This is a genomic window from Nitrincola alkalisediminis, assembly GCF_009821115.1.
Lineage (GTDB): Bacteria > Pseudomonadota > Gammaproteobacteria > Pseudomonadales > Balneatricaceae > Nitrincola > Nitrincola alkalisediminis.
In genome coordinates this window covers 67,168-93,456 of sequence record NZ_VYTY01000011.1, presented here as the reverse complement: position 1 = coordinate 93,456, position 26,289 = coordinate 67,168, and the positions used below count along the sequence as shown (strand labels likewise).

The 26,289-nt window shown below is 48.6% G+C and carries 21 protein-coding genes; 12 read left to right on the top strand and 9 right to left on the bottom strand.

Annotation, left to right across the window (positions count from 1 at the left end; translation table 11 throughout):
• Positions 1-13: 13 nt before the first annotated feature.
• Positions 14-541: a GspH/FimT family pseudopilin gene (locus F5971_RS15405; RefSeq protein WP_036512331.1), complete on the bottom strand. Its 528-nt coding sequence runs from the start codon at positions 539-541 to the stop codon at positions 14-16.
• A gap of 276 nt (positions 542-817) precedes the next feature.
• Between F5971_RS15405 and F5971_RS15400 the strand changes: the two genes are divergently transcribed.
• The 6 genes from F5971_RS15400 (at position 818) to F5971_RS15375 (ending at position 6,434) form a co-directional block, all read left to right on the top strand.
• Positions 818-1,396, top strand: a complete 579-nt coding sequence (locus F5971_RS15400; RefSeq protein ID WP_193495845.1) for an HAD family hydrolase — start codon at positions 818-820, stop codon at positions 1,394-1,396.
• A 79-nt stretch (positions 1,397-1,475) separates the two neighbouring features.
• Positions 1,476-3,275, top strand: a complete 1,800-nt coding sequence (locus F5971_RS15395) for a protein adenylyltransferase SelO (protein ID WP_246187825.1) — start codon at positions 1,476-1,478, stop codon at positions 3,273-3,275.
• 45 nt (positions 3,276-3,320) lie between these two features.
• Positions 3,321-4,001: a pseudouridine synthase gene (locus F5971_RS15390; protein ID WP_193495842.1), complete on the top strand. Its 681-nt coding sequence runs from the start codon at positions 3,321-3,323 to the stop codon at positions 3,999-4,001.
• Between the two features lie 130 nt (positions 4,002-4,131).
• Complete coding sequence (locus F5971_RS15385; protein WP_036512323.1) at positions 4,132-4,350, top strand: VF530 family protein; 219 nt, start codon at positions 4,132-4,134, stop codon at positions 4,348-4,350.
• An 86-nt stretch (positions 4,351-4,436) separates the two neighbouring features.
• The gene (locus tag F5971_RS15380) at positions 4,437-4,970 is read left to right on the top strand and encodes a Slp family lipoprotein (RefSeq protein ID WP_193495840.1); all 534 of its coding nucleotides are present in this window, start codon (positions 4,437-4,439) and stop codon (positions 4,968-4,970) included.
• Positions 4,971-5,216: 246 nt separating this feature from the next.
• Positions 5,217-6,434 (top strand): MFS transporter, encoded by a 1,218-nt coding sequence (locus F5971_RS15375; protein WP_193495837.1) that lies wholly within the window; start codon positions 5,217-5,219, stop codon positions 6,432-6,434.
• A gap of 5 nt (positions 6,435-6,439) precedes the next feature.
• On the opposite strand, the gene F5971_RS15370 is transcribed toward F5971_RS15375, so the two are convergent.
• On the bottom strand, positions 6,440-9,658 hold the full coding sequence (locus tag F5971_RS15370; RefSeq protein WP_193495835.1) for a DEAD/DEAH box helicase: 3,219 nt from the start codon (positions 9,656-9,658) through the stop codon (positions 6,440-6,442).
• Positions 9,659-9,987: 329 nt separating this feature from the next.
• On the opposite strand from F5971_RS15370, the gene F5971_RS15365 reads away from it, so the two are divergent.
• The 4 genes from F5971_RS15365 to F5971_RS15350 all read left to right on the top strand — a co-directional run bounded on the left by F5971_RS15365 (position 9,988) and on the right by F5971_RS15350 (position 15,414).
• On the top strand, positions 9,988-10,461 hold the full coding sequence (locus tag F5971_RS15365) for a sigma-70 family RNA polymerase sigma factor (protein WP_246187824.1): 474 nt from the start codon (positions 9,988-9,990) through the stop codon (positions 10,459-10,461).
• Between the two features lies 1 nt (position 10,462).
• Complete coding sequence (locus F5971_RS15360; RefSeq protein ID WP_193495830.1) at positions 10,463-11,476, top strand: FecR domain-containing protein; 1,014 nt, start codon at positions 10,463-10,465, stop codon at positions 11,474-11,476.
• 69 nt (positions 11,477-11,545) lie between these two features.
• Entirely contained in the window at positions 11,546-14,284 is a 2,739-nt protein-coding gene (locus F5971_RS15355) for a TonB-dependent receptor (RefSeq protein ID WP_193495828.1), read from the top strand.
• A gap of 8 nt (positions 14,285-14,292) precedes the next feature.
• The gene (locus F5971_RS15350) at positions 14,293-15,414 is read left to right on the top strand and encodes a cytochrome-c peroxidase (protein ID WP_193495826.1); all 1,122 of its coding nucleotides are present in this window, start codon (positions 14,293-14,295) and stop codon (positions 15,412-15,414) included.
• A 34-nt stretch (positions 15,415-15,448) separates the two neighbouring features.
• Here F5971_RS15350 and F5971_RS15345 read toward each other — a convergent pair whose 3' ends face one another.
• Both F5971_RS15345 and F5971_RS15340 read right to left on the bottom strand, forming a co-directional pair.
• Positions 15,449-17,224, bottom strand: a complete 1,776-nt coding sequence (locus tag F5971_RS15345) for an ABC transporter transmembrane domain-containing protein (RefSeq protein WP_193495824.1) — start codon at positions 17,222-17,224, stop codon at positions 15,449-15,451.
• 61 nt (positions 17,225-17,285) lie between these two features.
• Positions 17,286-18,731 (bottom strand): aminotransferase-like domain-containing protein, encoded by a 1,446-nt coding sequence (locus F5971_RS15340; RefSeq protein WP_193495822.1) that lies wholly within the window; start codon positions 18,729-18,731, stop codon positions 17,286-17,288.
• A 163-nt stretch (positions 18,732-18,894) separates the two neighbouring features.
• On the opposite strand from F5971_RS15340, the gene F5971_RS15335 reads away from it, so the two are divergent.
• Complete coding sequence (locus F5971_RS15335; protein WP_036512308.1) at positions 18,895-19,095, top strand: DUF1127 domain-containing protein; 201 nt, start codon at positions 18,895-18,897, stop codon at positions 19,093-19,095.
• A 180-nt stretch (positions 19,096-19,275) separates the two neighbouring features.
• Here the strand turns inward: F5971_RS15335 and F5971_RS15330 are convergent, their stop codons facing one another.
• Positions 19,276-19,455: a PLDc N-terminal domain-containing protein gene (locus F5971_RS15330; RefSeq protein ID WP_223116344.1), complete on the bottom strand. Its 180-nt coding sequence runs from the start codon at positions 19,453-19,455 to the stop codon at positions 19,276-19,278.
• A gap of 123 nt (positions 19,456-19,578) precedes the next feature.
• On the opposite strand from F5971_RS15330, the gene lipA reads away from it, so the two are divergent.
• The gene (gene lipA, locus F5971_RS15325; protein WP_193495819.1) at positions 19,579-20,622 is read left to right on the top strand and encodes a lipoyl synthase; all 1,044 of its coding nucleotides are present in this window, start codon (positions 19,579-19,581) and stop codon (positions 20,620-20,622) included.
• Between the two features lie 83 nt (positions 20,623-20,705).
• On the opposite strand, the gene F5971_RS15320 is transcribed toward lipA, so the two are convergent.
• From F5971_RS15320 to F5971_RS15305, 4 genes are read right to left on the bottom strand one after another with little or no spacing between them, the layout of a single operon-like run.
• On the bottom strand, positions 20,706-21,023 hold the full coding sequence (locus F5971_RS15320) for an AzlD domain-containing protein (protein ID WP_036512303.1): 318 nt from the start codon (positions 21,021-21,023) through the stop codon (positions 20,706-20,708).
• On the bottom strand, positions 21,016-21,747 hold the full coding sequence (locus tag F5971_RS15315) for an AzlC family ABC transporter permease (RefSeq protein ID WP_036512300.1): 732 nt from the start codon (positions 21,745-21,747) through the stop codon (positions 21,016-21,018). Before F5971_RS15315 ends, F5971_RS15320 begins: the two co-directional genes overlap by 8 nt.
• Positions 21,748-21,799: 52 nt before the next feature.
• A complete protein-coding gene (locus F5971_RS15310; protein WP_193495817.1) occupies positions 21,800-25,048 on the bottom strand; it encodes an SbcC/MukB-like Walker B domain-containing protein in 3,249 nt (1,082 codons plus the stop codon).
• A gap of 10 nt (positions 25,049-25,058) precedes the next feature.
• Positions 25,059-26,288 carry an exonuclease SbcCD subunit D C-terminal domain-containing protein gene (locus tag F5971_RS15305; RefSeq protein WP_193495814.1) on the bottom strand — a complete coding sequence of 410 codons (1,230 nt, stop codon included), beginning with the start codon at positions 26,286-26,288 and terminating at the stop codon, positions 25,059-25,061.
• Between the last annotated feature and the right edge of the window lies 1 nt (position 26,289).

Sequence of the window (26,289 nt, the reverse complement as noted above, 5' to 3'; positions counted from 1 at the left end):
AATGGGCGTCTCCTTAACACACGGCTTTAACTGGATCCAATGTCATGATTTGCTGGGAGGATATCCCTAAAACCACTCTTCGAGTCCGCTCAGGTAGTGCCACTGAACACACTTCGATCCAAGGTTGGGGGTTAGAAGAGAGTAAATTACGGCCTTCATACGCAAAACCATTCCCTCTAAAATCAATACGGTTCCCGTTTAAATTGGATTGAACCTGCAATATTCCCGGAGTGATATCACCGCGCATACTGACCTGATTAGACTGATTATCTCTCAGGAGCCAAAAACGCCAAGGACCCGCAACGGTGGAACAGGCTATTGCTGTCTCAGAGTCCGCCTTACAAAATGAAAAGCTTGTATTACGTTTAATCGCCTCAGAGCGTGCCAACGACAAGGCTGCATGAATTTCATTAATCTGCGAATTAACACGATTACTCAGAACAAATGTCTGGTAATTGGGTAAAGCAATTGTGATTAGAATCGCAAGCACCATGATGCTAACCATCAATTCTATTAAGGTAAGGCCTTGATGACGTTTCATACGCTCACTGTTTCAAACAAGATCTTTCCGTAGTATAGATCAAAAAAATTTGATAATGAACAAATATAACTCACCCACATTCCTCAAGCGACACTCTGATCCCTACAGGCATGTGCAGTTAGAAAATAACGCAGCGATTCCCTTCAATCCGTCCTTTCCCCTGCAGGATTACGCTCTGAAAAAGAACCCATAGCTTAGTCAAAAGCGTACCTTTTTTTAGCTCATAACCAACATGAATGATAAACTCTTTAAACCAAGACAATGCGAGGCCATACAATGAAGCACATTCGGGGCATAATTTTCGATTTAGATGGCACTCTGGTGACCTCATCTCTCGACTTTTTGGCCATTAAGCATGAAATTGGCTGCCCTGATCATGAGGACGTGTTGTGTTTTTTGAAATCCCTGCCTGAACAGAAACAACACGAAGCTATGAGCATTATTCATCGCCACGAATTACGCGATGCTGAACGCAGTGAGTGGATGCCAGGCGCTCGGGCTTTTGTCGATCAATGCCTCGCTGAGAATATACCCATGGCGATCGTGACTCGAAACTCGCATCACCCTACAAGGGTAAAAATCAAGCGCAACTCAATCCCTATTCACCGTGTCATCACTCGGGAAAACTCAAAACCTAAGCCCGACCCTAGCGCCTTGCTCCAGATTGCAAACGACTTCGGACTCTCCACCTATTCAATGCTGATGGTAGGCGACTACAAGTACGACTTAGAGGCGGGTCGGAACGCAAAGATGCACTCTTGCTTAATTAACTATCCTTCTTTACCTGACTATCATCACCTAGCGGACTACACGTTTGAGCATTTTGATTTACTGCACCAAGCCATGTTTAAGTGATTCATAGACAAATAACTGTTAGTTTGAGTCCAAAGAGCCAGCGATAATATCCATTACTGCCAAATTCAGGGTTATTCAATTGAAAGCAAATAATAAAATAGGGTCTACCACCGCAGATAATGAGTTAAAGCCGGATGACTCCCAGTCGCATAACGGGCCTAATACTGCTGAAAAAAACGCTCCAACCATTGCAATTCTCGATGACCTTGCCAAACTGGCCAATTATTCACTGTTAGACGCGCTCAATTGCGACCCTGATGCAACCTCTGATGGAGTGGATCATAATCCACGACAGGTTTTCTCCGGTCATTATGTCCCTGTTAAACCCACTCCTATCGAAAACCCTGAATACGTCGCACATAGTAAAGACTTCTTTCAAGAGTTGGGACTTGCTGATGACCTCGCGCAATCCGAAGCCTTCCTGCGCCTATTCTCTGGTGATATGAGCCAAGTCCCTGAACCCATGCGTGACCACGGATGGGCCTGTGGCTACGCGCTGTCCATTTACGGTACTGAATACACTCAGCAATGCCCTTTCAAAACGGGTAACGGATACGGCGATGGACGCGCTATTTCAATACTTGAGGCTGTGATCAAAGGGCGTCGGTGGGAAATGCAATTAAAAGGGGGTGGTCGAACGCCCTACTGCCGTGGTGCTGATGGCCGAGCTGTTTTGCGATCTAGCGTTCGGGAGTTCCTAGCACAAGAGCATATGCATGCGCTTGGCGTTCCTACGTCACGGTCTTTAAGCCTGTATGTTTCAAAGTCAGAAAAAGTTAAGCGGCCCTGGTATTCAGAGGGGTCACACTCTCTCGATCCGGATAGATGGGTACTGGAACCTGTTGCCATCTCAACGCGTGTCGCACCTTCGTTTATTCGGGTGGGTCAACTCGAACTCTTTGGCCGTCGAGCCCGAAAACAGGAACACCCGCAAGCTATGATTGAGCTGAAACAACTCGTACTTCATTTAATCGATCGAGAATACAGTCAGGTCATCGACCCATCGCTCAGTCTGGAGGCGAAAATACTGTTACTCGCACGAGCGTTTCGTGATCGTTTAACCTCGCTGGTGGCAAACTGGATCCGTGTCGGCTATTGTCAGGGCAATTTTAACAGCGATAATTGTGCCGCTGGTGGCTTCACCCTTGATTACGGCCCGTATGGTTTTTGTCAGGCATTCCACCCCTACTTCCAACCCTGGACAGGTGGCGGACGCCATTTTTCGTTCTTTAACCAACCCATGGCGGCAGAACGAAACTTTCAAATGTTTTGCTCGGCCTTGCGCCCCTTGCTTGAAACTCATTCAGAGGCTGTGGTGCAACTTGATGAGATTCAAGAAGGCTTTACAGAGGTTATGCAAACTGAGCTGGAAAAGATGTGGGCTGCCAAACTGGGCCTCAATACATTTAACTCAGAGTTATTCAGCGAACTCGTCATGCTTATGCTACAAACGCCCGTTGATTATACGATCTTCTTCCGCGAGCTCTCTAATCTACCTGATGATATAGCGCCCCTTACAAAAAGTTTCTACACGGAGGCCATGTCTAAATCAGAGTCACAACAATTGGATGCGCGCTGGGCCGACTGGCTCACTCAATGGACGTCACTGATCGCGGAAAGAACAGCACTACTCTCTCGTGATGAAATATCCAGTCAGATGAAATGCGTTAATCCTAAATACACTTTACGGGAATGGCAGGTGGCACCTGCTTATCAGCAAGCGAGTGAAGGTGATTACGCTCTTCTTCGAGAAATTCAAGACGTCATGACACAGCCCTATGCCGAGCAGTCGAAGGAAGTGGACGATAAATATTACCGACTGCAACCCGCTGCTTTTTTTGAGGTGGGTGGTTTATCGCATTACAGTTGTTCGTCGTGACAGACGAAGTATTCGGCGACACGTATCAAGTATGAGCAATCATTAATGGCAGCCGCATCTAATCGACTCGACCGTTTTTTAGCACGCAGGTTGCAGCGCTCACTAAAACAAATACGGCTGGACCTCGTTAAAGGACAGGTAAACGTCGACAATGAACTTTGCGATGATCCCTCTCGGTTGGTGAATCAATTTACCCAAATTGATTACGATGGGCTGGTGCTGCAAAACAACCAGCCTATCTACATTCTGTTACACAAACCCATTGGTGTGGTATGCGCGACGAAAGATGCTCAGCATAAAACGGTCATTGACCTAATCCACCACCCTCAAAAAAACGAGCTGCATATCGTCGGTCGACTGGATTTAAACAGCTCTGGTCTGGTGTTACTCACCAACGATGGTCGCTGGTCGAGTGCACTGACCGATCCTAAGCATAAGGTGAATAAAGTCTATGAAGTTGAAGTCGAGTACCCGATTACCGAGGACTACATTACCGCCTTTGCACAAGGCATGTATTTTGAGTATGAAGACCACATCACCGCACCTGCTTTGCTGAAAATTCTTTCAGTAAACAAAGCACAAGTCGTACTAACCGAAGGTAAATACCACCAAATAAAGCGTATGTTTGGTCGGTTTCGCAACCCTGTACTTAAACTGCACCGAGTTGCAATTGGAAATTACACTTTACCGCCTGATTTAAAGGTTGGTGAATGGCAGTTACTCTAAATGCACAAGGTGTATTATTTGTTTTTTCGGCGACTAGGCCGAATACTCAAACATCTCTGTTAGAATTTGTTCTTTGTAGCCAGCGATGGACCTACGCATCGCCTTTAAAAATGACAACCGGATTGACACAATGAACCAAGAGCAACCGAACAACCCTTTACATGGTTTAAGTCTCGAAAAAATCGTCACTCGCTTGGTCGAGCATTACGGCTGGGAGGGTTTACATGCACACATCAATATCAACTGCTTCCACAAGGATCCATCAATCAAATCGTCACTCAAGTTTTTACGCAAAACCCAGTGGGCTAGAGACAAAGTAGAATCTCTGTATATCAACACCTTTGCTTGACATCTTCCAGCCTCAGAATGACTGGGTTTTACGCGCTATTCGATAAATCACACATCGACTAATGTATCGTCACAGGAGCCTTCGACATGAACCGTATGATGCTTTTATTAACCGCCCTTGTGATCAGTGGCTGTGCTTCGATTCCCTCCGATTTGCAAACAAATACTGAACAAGCACTCCTGCCTTTTTCAGCGACAGCGACGAATGGACCAACGGGCCAAAATGTGCGTTGGGGCGGTGAGATTGCCAAAATACAGAACCTACAGGAAGGTAGCCTACTGGAAGTGGTTGAGTTTTCATTGAATAGCACAGGTCGTCCAGTGAAATCAGATACCAGCGGTGGTCGATTCCGTATTTTAGTATCTGGATTTATCGACCCCGCTATTTATGTGCCGGGTCGCCTCGTCACAGCCTTGGGCAATTTCTCAACCACTGAAGACGATAAGGTAGGAGAGCAATCTTACGTGTTTCCGGTACTCCATGCCCAACACCTGCATCTTTGGCCTGAGGTTAAAGAGTCTCCAACCCAACAATGCAATTGCGATCCCTTTTTTCTACACAGAAGCCTTATGATGCGGCCGATCATCGTCGTACCCGCCGATTCGAAAAGATCTGACTAGTCGCTAACTTGCATTAATTTACCTGTAATTGGCAGACTCTCTGCCTCAGATCAATCCTATTGAAGGAGCCCTATGCAGGTTGGATAACACTTGCATAAGGACTCTACACGACGTCCATCAATTTAATTTATGCTCTTTGCCATGGCCTACTCACACCAAAATCGGTTATGTTAGGTCTCCTTTCAGACGATGACGCACCTAAAGGTTATTCGGTCGCGCCACAGCAGCTATTTCAGGATTTAAACCATGTCATTAAGTCAACGTCCAACGACCTGGGTGATGATCTTTCTTCCCTTTGCTCTGGGCTATTATCTTTCTTACCTGTTACGGACCGTAAATGCCGTCATTTCGCCCGAACTGACAAGGGATCTAGCCCTGTCTGCAGCGGATCTTGGCTTATTAACCAGCGCCTACTTTTTGACCTTTGGTATCGCACAAATTCCGCTCGGCATTGCACTGGACCGTTATGGACCCAAGCGAGTTCTAGGCTGTCTATTGCTGCTGGCGGCTGGTGGTTCTGCCGCCTTTGCAATGGGGAATTCATTGGGACAATTAACCTTGGCACGGGCACTAATCGGCTTCGGCGTGTCGGCCTGTTTGATGGCAAGCCTAAAGGGCTTTGCTATGTGGTACCCGGCTGAGCGTCAAAGCTCAATGACGGGCTATATTATGGCCGCCGGTGCATTGGGCGCATTGACCGCCAGCACGCCGATGGAGGCCATGCTTCCCTTCCTTGGATGGCGCGGTGTGTTCTGGCTCATTGCATGTATTGCTGCCGCCTTGTCAGTCTTTGTTTTTATCGCCCTCCCTGGGGATGCTCAACAAACCTCACGGGAATCGCTTAGCGCCACATTAAAATCGGTCGGAAAAATCTTTGTGGCACCAGACTTCCTGAGATTTGCAGGCTCTGCAACTTTCTTTACAGGCGGTTTCATGGCAATGCAAAGTCTTTGGGCTGTGCCTTGGCTCATGAACGTCAATGGCTTATCCCTTAGTCAAGCGGCCAGCTATTTAATGACGCTCAATCTTGGCATGTTAACGGGACAACTCTCGGTTGGTATCTTTGGGACAAGACTGAGCCAACGAGGCATCACTCCACTGAACTTTATGCAAATAGGCTATGGCTTGATGCTGATTGTGCAAGGCTTGATTTTGTCCGGTTGGGGTCCGATTTTAGTCTTTTGGTTCATGCTTGGCATGCTATCAGCCGCCAATGCACAAACCTATATTGCAACAGCGGCTAACTTCCCTAAATCCGCCTTTGGACGAGTCAGCACCGCCATCAATCTGATGGCTTTCGCAGGCGCCTTTATTGTTCAGTGGGGACTGGGCATTGCACTGGATATTCTTCAGCAAAATGGCGTATCCATGTCCGGTTCATTGCGCATGGCATTCGCCGGACTCATCGCCTTGCAAATACTGAGCTTTATTCCTCTGGTATATAAAAAACGCTTAGGTAAATAGAGGCCTTAAGCCAACAAAGCCAACAAGGTTTCTTGATCCGTTGGTATACCTGCACGACCTGTTTCATCAAACAAGGCATCGGCCAGTGCTTGCTTTTGCTGTTGCATCTGCTGGATACGCTCTTCCACCGTATCCGCTGCAACCAGCTTGTACACAAACACAGGCTTATCTTGGCCTATACGGTACGCACGATCCGTGGCTTGTTGCTCAACCGCTGGATTCCACCAAGGATCCAAATGAATAATGGTATCTGCCGCCGTCAGGTTTAAACCACTGCCTCCGGCTTTCAAACTAATCAGAAACACCGGAACATCGCCAGATTGGAAACTGTCGATTGCTTCCTGGCGCTTTCGCGTCTGGCCTGTCAGCTTGCTGTACTCCACATTCAGCTCTTTTAACAAGACCTCTAGCAACCCCAATACGGCGGTGAATTGCGAGAAAATCAGCACTCGCCGCCCTTCGTCTAATAACTCAGGCAATGTATCCCGCAGCCAATCCAGCTTAGCACTTCCCTCTATCTGAGCAGCCTTGTCCAGCTTTACCAGTCGAGGGTCAATACAGGCTTGGCGCAGTTTCAGAAGTGCATCAAGAAACTCAATGTGGCTGCGAGCCAAACCTTTCGTCTCCACTAATTGTCGAATCCGTTGTTCCATACTGATGCGAATACTCTCGTAGAGCTCACGCTGCTGTCCTTCGAGCTCCACATACTGAATGATTTCCGTCTTGGGTGGCAGCTCTTGTACGACATCTGTTTTGGTTCGGCGCAGCATGAAAGGCGCTACCCGCTTCGCAAGTGCTTGCTGCGACAAACGATCCCCCTCCTGCTCAATGGGATGGCGATAGAATTGATTAAACGACTTTAAACCTCCAAGAAGCCCTGGCATTGCAAAATCCATTAAGGCCCAGAGTTCACCCAAATGATTCTCCAAGGGCGTTCCCGTTAAACAAAGGCGATTGGCTGCATCCAGAGTGCGAACCTGCTGAGCAACCTTAGTATTGGGGTTTTTGATCGCCTGCGCTTCATCCAGCACAAGTAGTGAAAACTTACGCTTTTTATAGCGATCCGCATCACGCAAAAGCAGCGGATAACTGGTGATCACCAAGTCACATTTACTGATTTGATCAAACTGTGTGGCGCGGTTCGAACCATGAATCAAACAGGTTTTTAACTCAGGGGTGAACTGAGCTGCTTCGCGTTGCCAGTTGCCCATCAAACTGGTCGGTGCCACCACTAGAACAGGCCGCTTATATAAGCGCTTCTTGTCTTTCAAGCTTTGAATCAAACAAAGAGTCTGCAGCGTTTTGCCCAGACCCATATCATCCGCCAGAATGCCACCAAATCCATACGCTTGTAAAAACCCCAACCAGTTCAAGCCTTGCTGCTGGTAGGGGCGCAATTGTGCTTGAACATGCATAGATAAAGGTAACTCTTCTAGCCCAGCATAGCTTTTAAGTTGTTTGACAAGCTTGGTGGTGAGCGGTGCCTGACGCTCATCCAATTCCAACGTGTCAGCCAACTGTGCTGCCTGAAAAGGGGGTAAGGAGACAGGTTTATCGAGTTTATTTTGCGAATAAAGCTCTAAAATCAAGCTATACAAGGACTTCAAGGGTTGCGTATCAATTCGTATCCAGCCATCCGTCAAAGGCAAACAGAGTTCATCCGGACTGCCCTCTTCTAGCCATTGTGCAACAATATCCTGTGTACTCAGACTTCGTTTATCATCAACGGGCAGATTCAATGCAAAATTGAACCAATTATTTTTACCATCACGAAGATGAATATCAAATGCCGCCGATTGCACTGGCAATGCATAATCCGGGTCAATCTCAATCTGCCAGCCTTGAGCTTCTAAGTCAGACAGCCCCGTCTCCATAAAGGCTTGCCAATCATGCAACATCTGACGGCCATTAGGATTTTTGGGCACCCAAACATCGCGAAAGCCGCCCATCCGCCTTACCAATCCCAACTCATAGGGTAGCAACTGCTGAAGCCAAACCTCCTCAGCAGACACATCTCGTTGAACAAGGTAGGTTTTGCCATTGTGTACACACACCTCAGGCTGGGTAGAGATCATGGCATCAAAATCAAGACCAACTCGATAGCCACCGTAATCAAATGCGACGAGGACACCTGGCAAAAGAACACCGCCATCAACCTCTCCCACGAACACTCGTAAACACGGAATTGGTGTATTCTCAATAACTGTATCGACCTCTTCAGGGAGCGGAACTTGCTCTGGAGTCAGATAACAGCGCAATGTCGCACTAAATTCAGCCATTTGTGCAGGTTCGATAGGTGGCAACTGAAGAAGGTGCGTGATTTGCTGACTATCGAGTAACGACTTTAGCACTCCGATACCATTGCGTTCTAAATCCATATAGCGCGGTGGATTAACGGGCAGGAGTTCCCAGCGGCTGGCATCCTGCACCTCAGGCAATAAGTGCTGTCCTTCATCCCCCTCTTCCCAGCGCCAACTTAGAGTTGTTGTTGGAAGTAATTGGATAGGCAATAACGCTGAATTCGACGCTTCCACCCGATACATGCGCTCAGTACTGAGTACTTGGTCCAGCAGGAATGCCCCTGACTCCCCTTCAATCTGAAAACCTGAAGGGCCTTGCGCGCAGCCCATTAAAAGACGCAATATCTGCACATCAATTGGAGACATGAACTCCGGTGCTCTATAAATCAAGCTGTAAGGTTCCGGAGTATAGCGACTGATCTGACTCCACGTTCCATCCTGTCGCAAATAGGCCTTGCGAAGACTCAGAAACCATTGGTCAGATGCGGCCTTATTCAAAAAATACAGTAGATAGAAGCGACTGGGAATCGGTGCTAAAGCAGCGGCGCGATCCGACAAGGGCAAAGCATCTAGCCACTCCCGCCAAGCAGTGGTACCCTTTTTTTTGGCATTCGCCTGTTTGATCTCATCAGCGTGCTCAACCTGTTTAGGTTTAATTGATAACCAATGAAGTGCAGCGGCGACGCCATGCTTGCAGTCAAGTGTCACTGGGCATGTACAGATAGATGAAGGCCCATCCTCCGTCATAAACACATCGACATCATAACGATTTCGGCCTCGTCCCTTCACCTGTGCACTAAAGGTCTCACTCGCCTCGTCATAGCCTAACATCTTCACACGCTTCTGTTTGAAATACTCCACTCCTCTCTGAAAGGTTGCAGAATCCGTCATTTTTTGGATGCCAGTGATAGTGAAGTTGAGCATAGTGACCAATGTAATCCTTAACCAAGTGGGCATTTTATCAATAGATTGCGATTGTAACGCTCAACAAGGATAAACACGAACGCTAAGTCGAAATAAGTTAACGGATTTGTTTCCCTCCTTAGCTGTGAAAACAGATAGACATCCCTTTCATCACTAAAGATAAACCTTAAGCTTAATCATTTGCATTTATAATTAGATATCTATATGATCAAATGCATTCCGTAACAGGCTAGCCAGTGTATTAGCCAGCGCAGGGTCCTATCCATCAACTTCGTCATCCTGACTGCCTCATAATGCTTAAAGAACCTTCGACTCATAATGATTTAGGTATGCTCTACCGTCAAAACAGGCAATGGTTATTGGGTTGGCTATGCAAGCGGCTTGGCTGCAACCACAGAGCAGCAGATTTGGTGCAGGACACCTTTGTGCGTTTATTGAAGCGAGATGAATGGCAGCATGCTCGTGAACCTAAAGCCTACTTAATGACCGTTGCAAAGCGGGTATTGATTGACCATTGGCGACATCAGCGCATTGAAGACGCCTATCTTGAAGCATTGCAGCATCTACCCGTTGCCGACGCGCCCTCACCGGAAACCCAACATCAACTCCTTGCATTGCTTATTGAAATTGATCGACGACTGGATGGGCTTCCGGAGATTACCCGCCGTGCTTTTTTGTATGCTCAGCTTGATGGCATGACCTACGCTGAAATTTCCGAGCAGCTTAACATCTCGGTCAGTACGGTCAAACGCCACCTGATTCAGGCGGCCAGCCGATGTTACTTTCCTGACTTGAACCTCTGATATGACCACACCACTCCCTCATCAGAACGAAGCCTTTCAGCCAACACACGACATACCTGATCAGGTGGCACAACATGCCATTGAGCTTTTAATGGACTGGCAAACCCAAGCGGCTCCAAACACATGGGATCGAATCCTTGATTGGCGCCGAGAACACCCTGATCATGAGCGCGCCTGGCAACAGATTGAAGTCACTTACAAACACTTTGCCGCACTCTCTCCAGCCTCCACCGAGCTTGCACGCCAAACACTTAACTCATCCCAGCAGACTCGCAGGCGTACTGTAAAAATGCTGACGCTGCTCTGCGTTGGTGTTGGTGGCGGTTTACTGCTCAGCCAGCAACCCGATCATACGATCCAACAGGCCTATCACCAAACGGACACAGGAGAGCAGCTGACACTTGAGTTAACGAACGGAAGTCTCGTACAGCTCAATAGCCGGACGATTATTCAACTTGAGCGCAACTTGGAGGATATACAGATACGTTTACTGCAGGGCGAAATTTTTATTCGCACGGCGGCACTGGACTCAAGTGCTCCACGCCTACCCTTGTTCGTTACCACACAACAAGGGCTACTCACGCCCGTTGGCACAGAGTTCAATGTGCGTCAGTTAGCAACGACAACCGAAGTCTCCGTTCTAGCCGGGCAGGTCTTGTTGCTTTCCGGCCCAATCACACAACCTCACGTCATCCCGACTGGACACGTTATAACCTTTTCTAAAGATCAGCTACTTGAACAGCGCCCCATACACCCATCGGATGCGGCATGGACACATGGCATGCTAATCGCAGAAGGTATGCCCCTACGGCAGTTTATTAATGAACTGTCTGTTCACCACTTGGGTGTGATACGGCTAGATCCTGCGCTAGACACCTTAAGAGTCTCTGGGAGTTACCCAATCCACGATACCCAGAACGTCCTAGAAAGCCTCAGCTATAGTCTGCCGATACAGTTAAAGCACGTCTCGCGCTACTGGATTTCTCTGCATCCATCAAAGGAACTTAAAAAATGAAAAAAGATGGACTGATTTTCATTCTTAACCGTCAAGGTAGGTAAATGACGTTTCTTTGAGGATGTATTCATGTCATACACGGTGATTGCTGTACCTTTTAAACGTAAACCTATATCGCATTTGCTGTTGCTCGGTACCCTTTGTGTCGGTATCCCGGCGGGCATGCTCCCCTCCTCTGTAATGGCCTCATCGATGCAGGAAGCATCAACAAGCCGTCACTGGAATATTTCGGCAGGTCCCTTAGGACAAGCGCTCAATACACTGGGTCAACAAAGCGGCATTCTACTTTCTTACTCAACCGATTTAGTCGAGGGTAAATTCAGTGCGGGGTTGTCCGGTCATTACACGGTACAAGAGGCCCTCGATCTTTTACTGTCTAGCACCGGGCTCCAATCATCCCCCATCATGAGTGGCGGTTTTCTAATCCGCGCTAGAGGTCAAACAGATACAGATCAAACCGTTTTATTGCCTCTAATGAGAGTTGAAGGTGGATACGCTCGCTCAGGTTTTTCATCTCTTGAAAGCGGTGAAATGCGCAATGCCATGCGAGGGGATCTTGCAGAATCGCTCAGTATCATCCCGTCAGTTCGGGTTGCAGATCGTAGCAGCTCCAGCTTACAGCAAGGGGATATTAAACCAGCCGAGTTTTCCATCCGAGGTGCCGCACCCTATCAAAACAAACTGATGCTAGATGGTGCCGCGATTGATAATCTAATGGACCCTGCACAGCGTGAGGGGGTGGGTAATTACACCAGTGTTGCTGGCCACTCGCAAAGTATTTTTATCAATAGCGACTTTCTGCAACACGTAGAAGTCATCGACGTAAATGCATCCGCAAGTGAAGGAGGATTCACAGGCGGGGTGATCAAGGCAGAAACCAAAGCCTACCAAGGTGAAGATAGCTTTAGCATCAGCCGTCGTATGACCCGTGACAGCTGGACAACCTTTCATGTTGACCCTGTGCAGCAGGGTACGTTTGGTGATGCGGCGGCCCAGCTGCCTGTCGGACTACCGGGTGAATTTCAGCCCAACTTTCGCAAAGACCAAACCAGCATTCAGGGTGCCACTCGCTTAGGGGATATCGGAGTGTTTGCAGGATTGGACGAGAAAACGTCTCGCATCCGACAGAAACAACATGTCAGCATTGATTTGGCTCACTTTGCTGAAACAGGTCGTATTTTCAGACCCAGTGAAGAGCGCACTCTCGACACCTATTCCCGCTCAGGGGTGCTACGTCTAGATATGCTTGAACAGGATTATCTTCTGAATGCATCCTTAGCCTTTAGCGAATACGATCAGGATAGTTTCTTCATTAACTTCCCCGATTCCGATTTTGATAGCCGACACCAAGGGCTGAACCTTAGTGTTAATTTTGCTAAGAACTTCGGCGATACGCGCATGGATTTGAATGTCAGTGCAGGGCTCAGCTCAGATGAGCGCTACTTTGAAAAAAATATTATGGACCAGTACAAAAACACAACGGTCTATGACGGCGGCATGATCGGTGGCTATGGTGAGTTAGAAAACGAACAACACACCCTTAATACCACACTAAAATTCAGTTCTCCCTTGGCTGATACCTTAAGCTTTGATTATGGCGGTGAACTGCGCTGGACTCACTTCCGTCAAAATCGACTCAATGATTTTATTTTCAATGAATACAGACTGGATTTTACCCAACCACTGCCTCCTCAAATAGGCCTGGGGTCTTGGTCTCCGGCGGATCAATTTAAATACCGCCAAGTCATTTACCAAGCAGGTAAAACACAATTTTCCAACCTAAACTCAGCGGCTTTTGCTGAATTGCACAGCGATCAGCAACGTATTTTCTGGCGCACGGGTTTGCGTCTTGAGCGAGATGCCTGGCTAGGGAATACCAATGTCGCACCGCGATTAAGTGGGGGGATTTATCTGGATGACGAGAAACGTTACCGCCTCAGTGCTGGCGCAAACCGCTATTATGGCAAGTCGTTCTTAGCCTACCGACTCAGAGAAAAAGAGCGTGATTTAATTGTCGAAACCTCACGGACCTCTCCTACTGGTGAGTTTATGCCAGTTGACCTGAGTCGCCGCTGGCTCTACCAAGATCTCGATACACCTTACGATGATGAAATTAATCTGGGCATTAGTGGCCCCGTATTATCCGGTGAAGCGGGTCTTGTCATGGTTGAACGACGCGGAGAACGGCAGGTACGTACACAGCAAGACACTGCAAAGGATCTCAAATGGTTTGATAACTCAGGGTCCAGTCGTACTCACCAGATTGATCTCTACTGGCGCTCAACACCAGCCGAATGGCTAGGTGCCTATTGGGCTGTCAATACCTCTGCATCCTGGATGGACAAACAAACTGACACAACCTATGGCAATGATTCATCGGGCTATCTGTCTAGCATCAACGGCGATGAAGAGGTTTGGTTTGACGGTAAGCGCATCCTTAAGCGAGATCTACCTGCCAGTAATTTTGCCACACCCGTCAGTGTCAATTTAGACCTGATTACTCGCAGCCCTAATGATCGTATTCAATTGCGCAATGCCTTTGCCTTCACGAATGGCTATCGTTACTTACGTAACCTGGGTCGTGATACAGCGACAGGTCTAAGTCGATACGATGTTTACAAACAAGGCAGTACGCTTCGTTGGGACATGAGCCTAGACTTCCGCTTACTGGAGTCAAAAAACTCACCCTATTTACGCGTTGATGTCGTCAATGTCACTGACAATCAAAACGTCGTGAGTGCTGAATCGAATGTCCAATTGTTTGGAGTGGGACGCCAGTACTGGCTGGAACTGGGGTATAGGTTTTAGGCAAGACGATGCAGAGAAGAGTATCCATCACCCGCGTCACAATCCTGCTTGCCGTGTTGCTCTTCGTGAGTCTAGCAAGGGCAGCAACGGATCCAATGATCGAGGCTTACCGACAGCCTCCGTCCTTGTGGCCTATGGCGAATATCGATCCGGGCGTTGAGGCTGCAGAGCTCGCGCCCTTGCCCAGTCTCGACAGCCTCCCTGAATGGCAGCAACTAACACCCGACAAAGTCGTATTGGGCAAACAGCTGTTTTTTGAACGCCGCCTGTCTGCTTCAGATCAGATCGCCTGCGCATCATGCCATGATCCAGACCTAGGCTGGGCCGATGGGCGTCGAGTTTCCATCGGCCACAACCGACAACAGGGCGATATGAATGCACCCAGTATTATCAACAGCATATTTCTACATGAGGTCTTCTGGGATGGTCGAGCAGCCAACTTAGAGGAGCAAGTCATTGCCAGCTGGAGCAACCCCATCGAGATGGCCGGAGATCTTGAAATCTCAGTCGAAAAACTGTCTAAGATAGACGGCTACTCACCCTTGTTTGAGGCGGCCTTTGGTGACCCACAAATAACGGTTGATAGAATCGCAACGTCTATCGCCTCATTCATGCGCAGCGTGAATATGACCGACACCCCCTATGACCGCTTTCTTAAGGGTGACTATCAGGCGCTCAGTACTGAACAGATACGCGGCCTACATCTCTTTCGAACTAAAGCTCGTTGCATGAACTGTCATCATGGCAGTCTGCTAAGCGATCAACAATATCATCATTTAGGGACCTCTTTTGAACGGGTCGGCAATTTTCTTGGGCGCTACCGCATCACCGCGAACACTGGAGACATGGGGGCCTTTCGGACACCAGCACTCAGAGGTATCAGCGAAACAGCACCTTACATGCACAATGGTTTTGCTCGCGACCTGGACATGTTACTTTCGCTGTACAATATCGGTTGGTGGCAAAATGCAGCACTGCCTGACAAACACTTAGACCTCCCCTTAGCGCAGCTTTCCTCCCTCATTCAACCGCTTGAATTGAGCAAAGATGAAGTAGCAGACCTCAAAGCATTTTTGCTGTCACTAACAGGCCACCTGCCCTATATGAAACCACCGCAAGAGTTACCCTAACGACCACAAGCGTTGATCGGTATAAAGGTTATTCTTACACCCTATCAACGACACGGGTCTCTGCTCCAAACTGCAACGCGGCCAGACGTTGATACAGACCGGACTGCTGCAAAAGCTGCTGGTGTGTACCGGATGCCACCAATTTTCCCTGATCCATCACTAAAATTCTATCGGCGGAAATCACCGTAGACAGCCGATGCGCAATCACCAGCGATGTGCGCCCTTGCATGAGCTGATCCAAAGCGGACTGAACCAGTTGCTCACTCTGAGCATCGAGTGCACTCGTCGCTTCATCTAATAAGAGAACCCGAGGGTCTCGAAGTAAAGCACGCGCAATCGCCATGCGTTGACGCTGTCCACCCGACAACTGAATTCCACCGGAACCCAAAGGGGTTTTTAAGCCTAGCGGCAAACGTTGGATAAACTCCCAAGCCTGCGCCTGCATAGCCGCTTCAATTAAGTTCGCTTCTGTTGCGTCGGGACGACCAAACCGTAAATTGTCTTCCACTGTCCCCGTAAACAAGATCGTTTCCTGAGCCACCAGCGCCATACAACTGCGCAATGCTTGAGGATCCAAAGCTTTAATATTAACGCCATCCAAGCGAATTTCACCCTGTACCGGATCATAGAAACGCAGTAACAGTTTCAACAAACTGGATTTACCTGCACCCGAAGGTCCGACTAATGCAATACGCTCACCGGGTTGGATCGTCACAGACACCTCATCGACGACCGACGTTTCTGGGCGTGCGGGATAGACAAAACGGACCCCTTGAAAAACCACTTCACCACGCAAAGGCTGAGGCAAAGGGGTTACCGATAAGGGGGGCAAAATACTAGGCGTCGCATCCAGTAGCTCAAGCAAACGTTCAGCTGCACCCGCCGCCCGTTGCACTTCTCCAGCAACCTCGGCCAGAGTGGCGACAGCGCCTGCTGCGATCATGGCATAAAACACAAAAGCTGTTAGCTCCCCTGGGCTCATTCGGCCCGCCAGCACAGCATGCCCACCCTGCCAGAGAATCAATCCAACAGCCGAGAAAATCACCATCAGCGCAAAGCCTGTTAACAACGCACGCTGAACAATCCGTGCCCGCGCACTCTGAAATGCCTGCTCCACTCGGTGCTTATAATGACGCTGATCTTCAGCCTCGTGCACCGAAGCCTGCACCGTTTCAATCCCTTGAATCACTTCCCCCGCATAACTCCCAAGCTCGGCAACCCGATCCTGACTGGAACGTGACAGACTGCGCACACGTTTCCCAAACCAAACCACCGGTATCACCGTCACTGGAATACCCACCAACACCAACAAGGTCAACTGCGGGCTGGTGATGAACAGAAAAATTAGTGCGCCGATAAACGTCAACAGATTCCGCAAGGCCATGGAGATCGACGAGCCAAATAGGCTTTGCAAAACGGTGGTATCCGCTGTCAGTCGGCTTTGAATCTCACCTGCACCATTGCGAGCAAAAAACTCAGGTTCCATGGTCAGCAAATGCTTGAAGACCTGTTCTCGAAGATCCGCCGCCAAACGCTCACCTATCCAGCTGACATAGTAAAAACGTGCGGCTGACGCAATGGCCATCACCAGAACTACAACCAATGTCACCAGCAAACCAAAATTCAGCCACTGAACGTCATTCGCAGCAAAACCTCTATCGACAACCAACCGCAGCCCCTGCCCCAGCAACAACACGCACCCGGCTGCGACAATTAAGGCAATGGCCGCCACCGTCATCTGTATTTTGTAAGGCAACAAAAAAGCGGACAAGCGCAATAACAATCGAGGGTGTGTTTTTAATTGAGTCATGTGGCTCCTGAGAAGATGGCAGACAAACATTACTGTGAGTGTAGCGTGATCAAGCGTGATTTTATGCCACTTCTGCCTCATGCTGTCGCGCCTCTCGCACCATTTCTGAGGCAAGCTCGCCAACCGTCCGCACTGCGCGTTCTATAGCGGGTGTTAGAGTAAACGCATAATTCAGGCGTAAACATTGACGATACTTGCCAGAGGCTGAAAACAAAGATCCGGGCGCGACATAGATCGCGTGTTTTACCAAGCGTTCGTTAAGGCTCACACAATCCACAGCAGCAGGCAACTCAACCCATAACAGAAAGCTGCCTTGAGGGTAGCTAATACCCGAACCTCTAGGAAAGTAGCGTTGCACCCAGCTAATCATGATATCGCGCTGCCGCTGGTATTGACGAATAGCATAACGAAGATGGCGTTCGTAATGCCCTTTAGCCACAAACTCTGCCAACGCCAATTGCGGCAATGTCGCCGAAGCGCCGGTGGAAACATACTTCATATGCAAGGCAAGATCACTGTAACGACCGGGTGCCAGCCAACCCACCCGCAAGCCAGGGCCTACCGTTTTAGAAAATCCGCTGCAGAGCAAAACGCGCCCATCCTTGTCGAAGGACTTTACAGTGCGGGGTCTAGGGTGTGTAAATGCCAAATCTCCGTAAATATCATCTTCGATGATGGCAACATCAAAGCGCTGGGCGAGCTGAAACAAGGCTCGCTTACGCGTCTCAGGCATGGTGTACCCTAGCGGATTATTGTACGTCGGCGTAACTTGTATTGCTCGGATTGGCCACTGCTCTAACGCCAGCTCCAATGCTTCCAAGCTTACGCCAGTTTGTGGATCGGTGGGTATTTCCAACGCTTTTAAGCCATTGGCTTTCAGTATCTGCATAGTGCCGTAAAAACTCGGTGAGTCCACCGCCACGACATCGCCAGGTTGGGTCAACGTCCGCAATGAAATCGCCAACGCCTCTTGGCACCCCGTCGTAATGATAATGTCGTCTGGATGCAACAGACAGCCGGAAGCCGTGGCTAAACGCGCCACCTGCTGACGAAGCTCAGGACTGCCGTTTAGTTTATCGTAATTGAACCCATTCAAGTCATTGCTTCGGTGTAAGCCGGACAGAATTTTCGACAAGGGTTTAAGCGTGTCATATGCCAAATTAGGCACTCCACGTCCCAACAGCAACCGCGTGTCATCACGCTGAGTGGCGGCAACCAGCTCCAATACCTGATCCCATTGCGAAATATCCAATGGACGTCGTGCAGGGCGCGACACTGAGGGTAATATCAAAGGCACTTGGCGCGGCAGTACAAAGTAGCCCGACTTAGGCCGCGACTCAATCAACGCCGCATCCATCAATTGCCGATAGGCCTCTTGAGCCGTTGAGATACTGACGTCTAATTCTTGGCACATTGCGCGGATAGAAGGTAAACGATCCCCCACTCGATAAAGGCCATGCTCAATACGTTCCCGCAATACACCCGCGACTTCTTCATAGCGCGTCATAACAACCACCCAGTTCTAGTTTAACAACAATACAGATGATCTAAAAATTGACCATACAGACGTAAAAATAACCAATCTGTATCTTAAAAATACAAAAACCTACATCTGTATTCAAAGCGTAGCACCGAATATTCTAGTTAGGCAAATTAAGAGGAGATAAATCATGAAATACTTCAGCCTTACACAGCTTTGCCATCAACTACGCAACTATCTCGAATACCGCCGCAGCCACCAGCAATTGCTTAGGCTCGAAGAGCGCTTGCTCAAGGATGTTGGCATTACTCGTTCACAAGCACAGAAAGAAGGACAGAAGCCCTTTAGGAAACACTCGTTATTTAAGAAACACGTGAATAAAGACAGTTGAGTATGGCCTGCTCAACGATATATAGGGTTATTAGCCAGACTGATTCATGTTCGCCCATAGCCGACACTACAGAACTGTTGGCTAAGTTAGGCTTTTTGAACCGAAAACACACCATGGCACTTAAGCCACTTCCATCAGGGAAGGACGTTAGCCTTCCCCTTTTTATCATTAAAACATCATTCATTTCGGTCCCATTAAGTACCAGATAATTAAGCCCAACAAAGGTAACAACAGAATTAACACCACCCACAGTACTTTAGAGCCGTTAGTTGCGTTACTTTGCAGAATCCTGATGATGGCATAGACATTCAACGCCAACAACACAAGCCCCAGAAGACCCGAAATTTCAATCGATATCATAACCGTTTCCCTCATTCTTCGAAAAAATAGCTCTACTCAGCCATCCTCAGCACACCTAGTGTTAACATCTATGATAGACTATAGCGTATTCTTGCAACCGGTGATCAGAGAGCACAGCATCCGATGAGCAATGGTAAAACCCGCGTCCCGAGTGGACAAAAATTTCGTACAGAACAAGGCATTGCTGCCATCAAAGATGGTATCAAGCAATCTCACAACTCATCCACCGAAACCTTTTCTCCGAAGCCATCGTGGCTGCGCGCAAAGATGCCCGGCGGCGCTCGCTTTGAAGCCGTTCGTCACAATGTAAAAGAACATCGATTGAGCACCGTATGCCAAGAGTCCCACTGCCCGAATATCGGTGAATGCTGGAGCAACGGCACGGCTACAATCATGCTGATGGGCTCTGTTTGCACACGCGCCTGCCGCTTTTGTGCTGTGGACACTGGCAATCCCAAAGGTTGGTTAGATGTTGATGAACCGGAAAACACGGCTAAGTCCGTCGAATTGATGGGTTTACGCTATATCGTGCTGACCTCTGTCGATCGTGATGATCTTGCCGATAGTGGTGCTGCTCACTATGCCGCTTGCGTGTCCGCAATCAAAGCACGCACTCCGCAAGTGATCGTCGAAGCCTTAACACCCGACTTTGACGGTGTAGAAGAACACATTGAGCTTGTCGTTGATTCTGGGTTACAGGTTTTTGCACAGAACATTGAAACCGTTCGCCGCCTTACCCACCCCGTCCGCGATAAGCGCGCAGGCTATGAAAAAACCTTGCGAGTTCTTGCTCACGCCAAACAGTACCGTCCTGACATCATCACCAAAACCAGTATTATGGTGGGCTTAGGCGAGACCGACGAAGAGATTTTTGAAACCTTTGATGACTTACGTGCTGCAGGCGTCGACATTGTCACACTGGGTCAATATCTGCGCCCCACCAAAAATCATCTGCCCGTTGAGCGTTATGTGACACCAGAGCAGTTCAACCACTATCGTGAAGTGGGATTGGCGAAAGGCTTTATGGAGGTTCCCTCTGGTCCCATGGTTCGCTCAAGCTACCGTGCTGATCGCGTGTTCGAAAAGAATAATCTTGGCTTGGCCGCGCCAGCAACGGTTCCGGTCAGCAATGCAATTAACCAAATTCCGTTGAAACAAATCAACTGATATCGTATCTAGGCAGAGCGCTTAAGGGCTCTGCCTAAATCTCGCAATGGTGATCGTTACTTTCTGTCAATCACCAACACAGGTTAATTTATCCACCATCGCAACAATGCAAAACTGACCATTCCAACAACAATTGTCGTCAATAGGTCTTTGCGGACCCAAGCAACGATAGCGGCGATCCCTCCAGCTATCAACCATGGGTTTCGCCAATCCAACCATAAACTGCCCTGTGGCATTGCAATCGCCGGCATGACGATTGCGATGAGTACAGCAGGTGGAACAAAGCCCAGCGCTTTGATGACGCCCTCCGAAAACGTGACTTTCCCTGCGATTGCGAAAAGTACGTATCGAACACTGAACGTGGCTAAAAACATACCTAGAATTAATACAACTTCATTCATGGCTCGCACCTCTTTGCGCATACTGCCGACGTTGTTCTAACCAAAGCAGCGACACTCCAACAGCAATGCCGCAAGAGGCCGACAGTATTAATCCTAATTTATGAGGCATTGAATAGGTCGTTAAGGCTAAGGCTCCCGACACAATTACCGCCGCCCACATCGGACGGGATGTTAGATACGGAATAATCATACCAATGAAGGTCACCGACATAGCAAAATCTAACCCCCAGTTGCCGATATTTGGAAAGACACCACCTAACGTAATGCCAATCAACGTACAAAGCGACCAATTTAGGTACATAGGAATAAACGAGCCCAAGTAAAACCAGTGAGCTAAACGCTTATCCTTCTGCACCAAAAAACGGTTACTGACGGCGGCATAGGTCTCATCCGTAAGGCCAAATGCCATTAATACACGCCAAGGATGAGACAAGTGCCCCACGTGGGGCACGAGGCTTGCGGAATACAGCATATGACGTAAATTGACGATAAGTGTTGTTAAAACAATGATCGGGATACCCGCCCCTGCCGCCAACAACCCCAAGGCAATGAATTGACTGGAGCCCGCAAAGACGAATAGCGACATTGCAATGGCGCCGAAGGCTGATAAACCACTCGTCTGTGCAAGCGTACCAAATATAATTCCAAAGGGTATCGCACCTACAATCAGTGGCAAAGTGGCTTGAGCGCCCGCTAGAAATTCGTGCCGAGGTGAAGAGCTCATATCAACCTTATTAAAGAGACGCTAAAAATGGGGAATCGCATGTTATTCACTTTCAAGACAGATGTTTACAACCTGCGCCAACAATACGGCTTCGTCCACCCGTCTGGGGAATAACATTTATTTGGGTGCTGATCCTCTCTTTCAAGGCCGCCACATGCGAAATAATCCCAATCATTTTTCCATCCTGATGCAAACTCGACAAGGTTTCCAGCGCTGTCTCCAATGCCTCTTCATCCAAAGTGCCAAACCCTTCATCCAGAAATAATGAATCAACACGAACATTTTTACTCGCCATCTGCGAAAGCCCTAATGCAAGCGACAAACTCACAATAAAACTCTCACCGCCCGATAGATTTTTGGTCGAGCGGATTTCGCCAGCCTGATAGTTATCCAACACATTTAACTCAAGGGGCTGCATTGCATCCCTAACCAATAGGTAGCGGTCTGTCATTTTTTGTAGCTGACGATTGGCATAAACAATCATCATTTCGAAGGTCAACCCTTGTGCAAAGTTGCGATACTTTTTGCCATCAGACGAGCCTATCAACTGATGCAGGTTACCCCAACGCCTACACTCAACTTGCTGTGCTTCAATCGCTTGTTGCTTATCCTGGATACGCAGTTTAGCAGCAGCATTCTCCCTTAAGCGATGCCGACTGGTTACCAGTCGTTCACTAAGAACGTGGAGTGCTTTAGTTTGCTCATCAAGTTGTGCTTGCAGCACTTCAATAGGCTGATCCGTCAGTTGCTTGGCCTTCTCTTCCGCCAAACGCTGACGACAGTCCTCCTTGCGCGTTTGAATTTGGGTGTTCTGAGCATCAAGGGCTTGAGCTTTTTCGGACCAGGCATTGCGCTCCGAGATAGACAACCTGGCATTAAGATAAGCTGTCTCGTCCGCAAAATTCTGTGACTGCAATGCATGAGTGAACTCGACATCTAACACCGCAAGCTCTTTTTCGCGCTGCTCAGTATCCTTTTGCAAGGTTTCAATTTGTGCCTGCAGGCGCCCGAAGCGATCAGCGGTTTCTGCATACTTATCCCTCGCCGCTTTTTCCGCTGACTCTGCGAAGCGGACAGTATCCTGCAAACGCTGCTCTTCGATATCTGGAACCCGATCTCCATACCGCTCAGAACGCTCAGATAACAACTCATCTCGTGTGATGTTGATACGCTCACGTGCTTGCTGTTTCTCCAATAATACAGTCTGCTGAGTTTCGATAATGGCTTTCTGACTCTGGATTTTACTCTGCAGATCGTAGATTTCTTTCTCTAGCTTAGACTGAAGCACATCCTGTTGCTGCCATTGATCAAGTCGAGTCTTCAATACGTTGAGTTGTTGCCGTATTTCAACTTGATCTATTGATGAAATACCCAGCGGCTTCAGTTGGGCTAACACTTTGGTTTGTTGTTCTAAAAGCTGTTCTCGATTGACGGCCAGCGCTTCGCTCAATTCAACGCAGGCTTTTTCGGCTGAGCGTTTGTCGACCTCTGCCAATTGCAATTGGTGCTGAGACTCCATTAATGTGGCTCGCGCTTGCGTCTCTTCATGTTCGCGCGCCTTGATCTCGGCTTCTTTATTCTCTGCCGACGTAATCAACGGCTCTAAAAACTGAATCCGTTCCTCTACAGCATCCACAGCCGGTACATTGCCCTCTGCAAACGGATGCTCCTTTGCGCCACAGAGTGGGCAAGGCTGACCCTCTTCTAGCTTGGCCCGATGCTCTTCAAGTGCCGCAATTTTTTTCAGAAAGGCCATTTCACGAAACAGTGTTTCTTTTTCTTGGCGGTATTCACGCAACAGCTTACCGTCCAACAATGTGGCTAAATCAGAACGCGCCTGCTGCAGCTGCTTGTTCACATGATCCAGTGAAGCGTGTCTTAGCTCGACGTTTTTCAGACATTGCTGATACACCTTTTCAGCATCCCCAGCAAAGCGTTGTGCCGCTGAGTGAGCCATGACCTGTTCAGCCATTCCTTCATGCTGAGCCAACAGCCCATTGAGTTGCTGCTCTATTCCGGTCAAACCTGACACCAGCCACTCATCGGCGGCATGCTTCTCACGATATTGATGAACAGCCTCTAGCTGATGCTTAGCCGTATCCAGTAACGTCTGCTGTTGTTTTGATGCCAGCTGCCCCTCATCCACTTTACTCAGCACGCTCTTATACTGAAGATCCAGCTCCTCAATCTGCTGATTGCTCGCATTGATCTGCTGATCGATCTGGCGGATACGTTGTATCAATGGCCACTCTTCATTCAGCGTCGTTTTATGCCTAACTAGCTTTTGCTCTGTCTCATGGTGCGCATTTTTATGTGAATTCAAGGCATCATTTAAACTGGGCAGTGCTTCCTGATACTCGGCCAGCATTTTCTGGTCTTTACACTGTTCATCACGTACGCCCTGCAAGGTTGCATACTGGCCATCTAAGCTCGCGGCCGCCTGCGCTTTGACGAGTTTCACACGCTCCGGCTCAAACTGATCAAATGCCAACTGCCACTGAACCTCTTGTTCGGCTATCGTCTTCAAGTGTTCATTTAGACTTTGGATTCTATTGAGCCAGTCAACGGCTTGAGCGACCTCAGCGACGCCTTCTCGCAATCGTTTTTCATCCTGCTCTAGTGAACTCACCTGCTGATCAAGGGTGTTTTCTTCTTCCAATGAAAGCAGTTGAATACCTGCTGTTTCCGCCTGCAGCACTTTAAGTTTCTCTTGCTCGAATCGTTGCAACTCATGAACACGAACCGAAATCTGACTGTAAATTTCGGTTCCAGTGATCTGTTCTAAAATCGGCGCACGTTCATCCGCAGCCGCCTGCAAAAAAGCAGCAAAGCCGCCCTGAGCCAGAAGCATAGAGCGAGTGAATCGATCAAAATCCATGCCTGTGGCGACTTCAATCTGATCCGCTACACCTCGTAACTTGGATTCAAAAATTTCGCCCGTGAGTGCATTGGCAATTTCATGCTTCGGGGCTTGCAACTCGCCATCTGATTTTCGTCGAGAACGATGTTGGCTCCAGTGGCAACGAAATGTACCTGCCTGTGTTTCAAAGGTGACCTCGGCAAAACACTCACCTGTTTGCCGTGACATAATCTCGTTAGCCCCTTTGCTCACACGATTTAATCTTGGTGTGCGCCCGTATAGTCCTAGGCAGATGGCATCTAGAAGGGTGGTTTTCCCCGCCCCTGTCGGACCCGTTATGGCAAAAATCCCATCGGAAATAAACGCGGGGTGGGTGAAGTCAATTAACCACTCACCCGCCAATGAATTAAGATTCTTAAAGCGAACCTGGAGAATACGCATGCTGACGTCCTTATATCGCTCTTAGATCTTCATCTTGAATGGATTGTAAGGTTTCCTGATACGCTCTCAGCAAGTCAGGCCGCTGGTCATCTGGAACATCATGCAGATCCAAACAACGTATAAAAACATCCTGCACATCCAAATCATCCAGGGTTTCGTCTATCCGCTCCTGCCCCATCACGCGCTCAATTACACGGGTGTTTTTTATACGAAGTATGTCAAGTTCAGTACCTAATGTCGCTTCGTCTAATCGCTCTCTGAGGTCCCCGATCACCTCTTGTCCTGTAAAAATGATTTCCAACCAAATAGATGCGCGTTGACTGGCTAACACTGCAATCCGGCTCGAAAGCTGGCCCCAATCACCACTGATGCGTTCCAAGCGCTGAAACACAGGAATATCCAAGAGGGTTAAACTGGGAATCCGGTTGTTAAAATCAACCAAGCAAAGCCCCTTGCGTTGTGTTGCCTCACCAAATCCCATTGGCAAAGGCGATCCACTGTAGCGGATAAACTCGTTGCCACCTACCGCTTGTGGCACATGAAGATGACCCAGTGCAACATAGTCAAAACACTCAGGGAAAATGGCTGCACTGATATGGGCTAACGAGCCAACATAGAGTTCTCTTACACCATCACCCTCCAGAGTTTTCCCACCTGCCGCAAACAAATGCCCCATGCCAACAATCGGCACTTCAACACCTAAACTCTGGCGCGTTTGCTCTGCTAACGCACCAACACTGGCATAATGCTGACGTATTCCATCAAGCAGTTTACGTTCTTTATCCTCTAGGGTTTCTCCGGCTTCAGCGGTACGAATATCACGGTCACGTAAATAAGGGACAGCGCAGACAATCAGTTCGGGCTCTCCCTGCGAGTCTCGAAGCGTAAGCACTTCATCGTCCAGTCGATCGGAGGCACTCCCCACCACATGGACATCCAAAGCCTTTAACAACTCTTTAGGTGCGTTAAGGAACGTGGGGGAGTCGTGATTCCCAGCAATCACAACAACATGACGGCAAGCTGACGCCGCAATACGACATAAGAATCGGTAATATAACGTTTGCGCACGGTTGCTGGGGGTACTGGTGTCGAAGATATCGCCAGCCACCAGAAGCGCGTCTATTTGTTGCGTTTCAATCGTGTCAGCCAGCCAATTCAAAAAGCCTTCAAACTCTTCGTAGCGCTTTCTGCCATAAAGCGTTCGACCAATATGCCAATCTGAAGTGTGGAGGATTTTCAAC

Bases quoted from the DNA above. Each gene is read 5' to 3' on its own strand.
- F5971_RS15405 (WP_036512331.1), bottom strand. From the start codon at position 541: ATGAAACGTCATCAAGGCCTTACCTTAATAGAATTGATGGTTAGCATC.
- F5971_RS15400 (WP_193495845.1), top strand. From the start codon at position 818: ATGAAGCACATTCGGGGCATAATTTTCGATTTAGATGGCACTCTGGTG.
- F5971_RS15390 (WP_193495842.1), top strand. From the start codon at position 3,321: ATGGCAGCCGCATCTAATCGACTCGACCGTTTTTTAGCACGCAGGTTG.
- F5971_RS15385 (WP_036512323.1), top strand. From the start codon at position 4,132: ATGAACCAAGAGCAACCGAACAACCCTTTACATGGTTTAAGTCTCGAA.
- F5971_RS15380 (WP_193495840.1), top strand. From the start codon at position 4,437: ATGAACCGTATGATGCTTTTATTAACCGCCCTTGTGATCAGTGGCTGT.
- F5971_RS15375 (WP_193495837.1), top strand. From the start codon at position 5,217: ATGTCATTAAGTCAACGTCCAACGACCTGGGTGATGATCTTTCTTCCC.
- F5971_RS15370 (WP_193495835.1), bottom strand. From the start codon at position 9,658: ATGCTCAACTTCACTATCACTGGCATCCAAAAAATGACGGATTCTGCA.
- F5971_RS15365 (WP_246187824.1), top strand. From the start codon at position 9,988: ATGCTCTACCGTCAAAACAGGCAATGGTTATTGGGTTGGCTATGCAAG.
- F5971_RS15360 (WP_193495830.1), top strand. From the start codon at position 10,463: ATGACCACACCACTCCCTCATCAGAACGAAGCCTTTCAGCCAACACAC.
- F5971_RS15355 (WP_193495828.1), top strand. From the start codon at position 11,546: ATGTCATACACGGTGATTGCTGTACCTTTTAAACGTAAACCTATATCG.
- F5971_RS15350 (WP_193495826.1), top strand. From the start codon at position 14,293: ATGCAGAGAAGAGTATCCATCACCCGCGTCACAATCCTGCTTGCCGTG.
- F5971_RS15345 (WP_193495824.1), bottom strand. From the start codon at position 17,224: ATGACTCAATTAAAAACACACCCTCGATTGTTATTGCGCTTGTCCGCT.
- F5971_RS15340 (WP_193495822.1), bottom strand. From the start codon at position 18,731: ATGACGCGCTATGAAGAAGTCGCGGGTGTATTGCGGGAACGTATTGAG.
- F5971_RS15335 (WP_036512308.1), top strand. From the start codon at position 18,895: ATGAAATACTTCAGCCTTACACAGCTTTGCCATCAACTACGCAACTAT.
- F5971_RS15330 (WP_223116344.1), bottom strand. From the start codon at position 19,455: ATGATATCGATTGAAATTTCGGGTCTTCTGGGGCTTGTGTTGTTGGCG.
- lipA (WP_193495819.1), top strand. From the start codon at position 19,579: ATGAGCAATGGTAAAACCCGCGTCCCGAGTGGACAAAAATTTCGTACA.
- F5971_RS15320 (WP_036512303.1), bottom strand. From the start codon at position 21,023: ATGAATGAAGTTGTATTAATTCTAGGTATGTTTTTAGCCACGTTCAGT.
- F5971_RS15315 (WP_036512300.1), bottom strand. From the start codon at position 21,747: ATGAGCTCTTCACCTCGGCACGAATTTCTAGCGGGCGCTCAAGCCACT.
- F5971_RS15310 (WP_193495817.1), bottom strand. From the start codon at position 25,048: ATGCGTATTCTCCAGGTTCGCTTTAAGAATCTTAATTCATTGGCGGGT.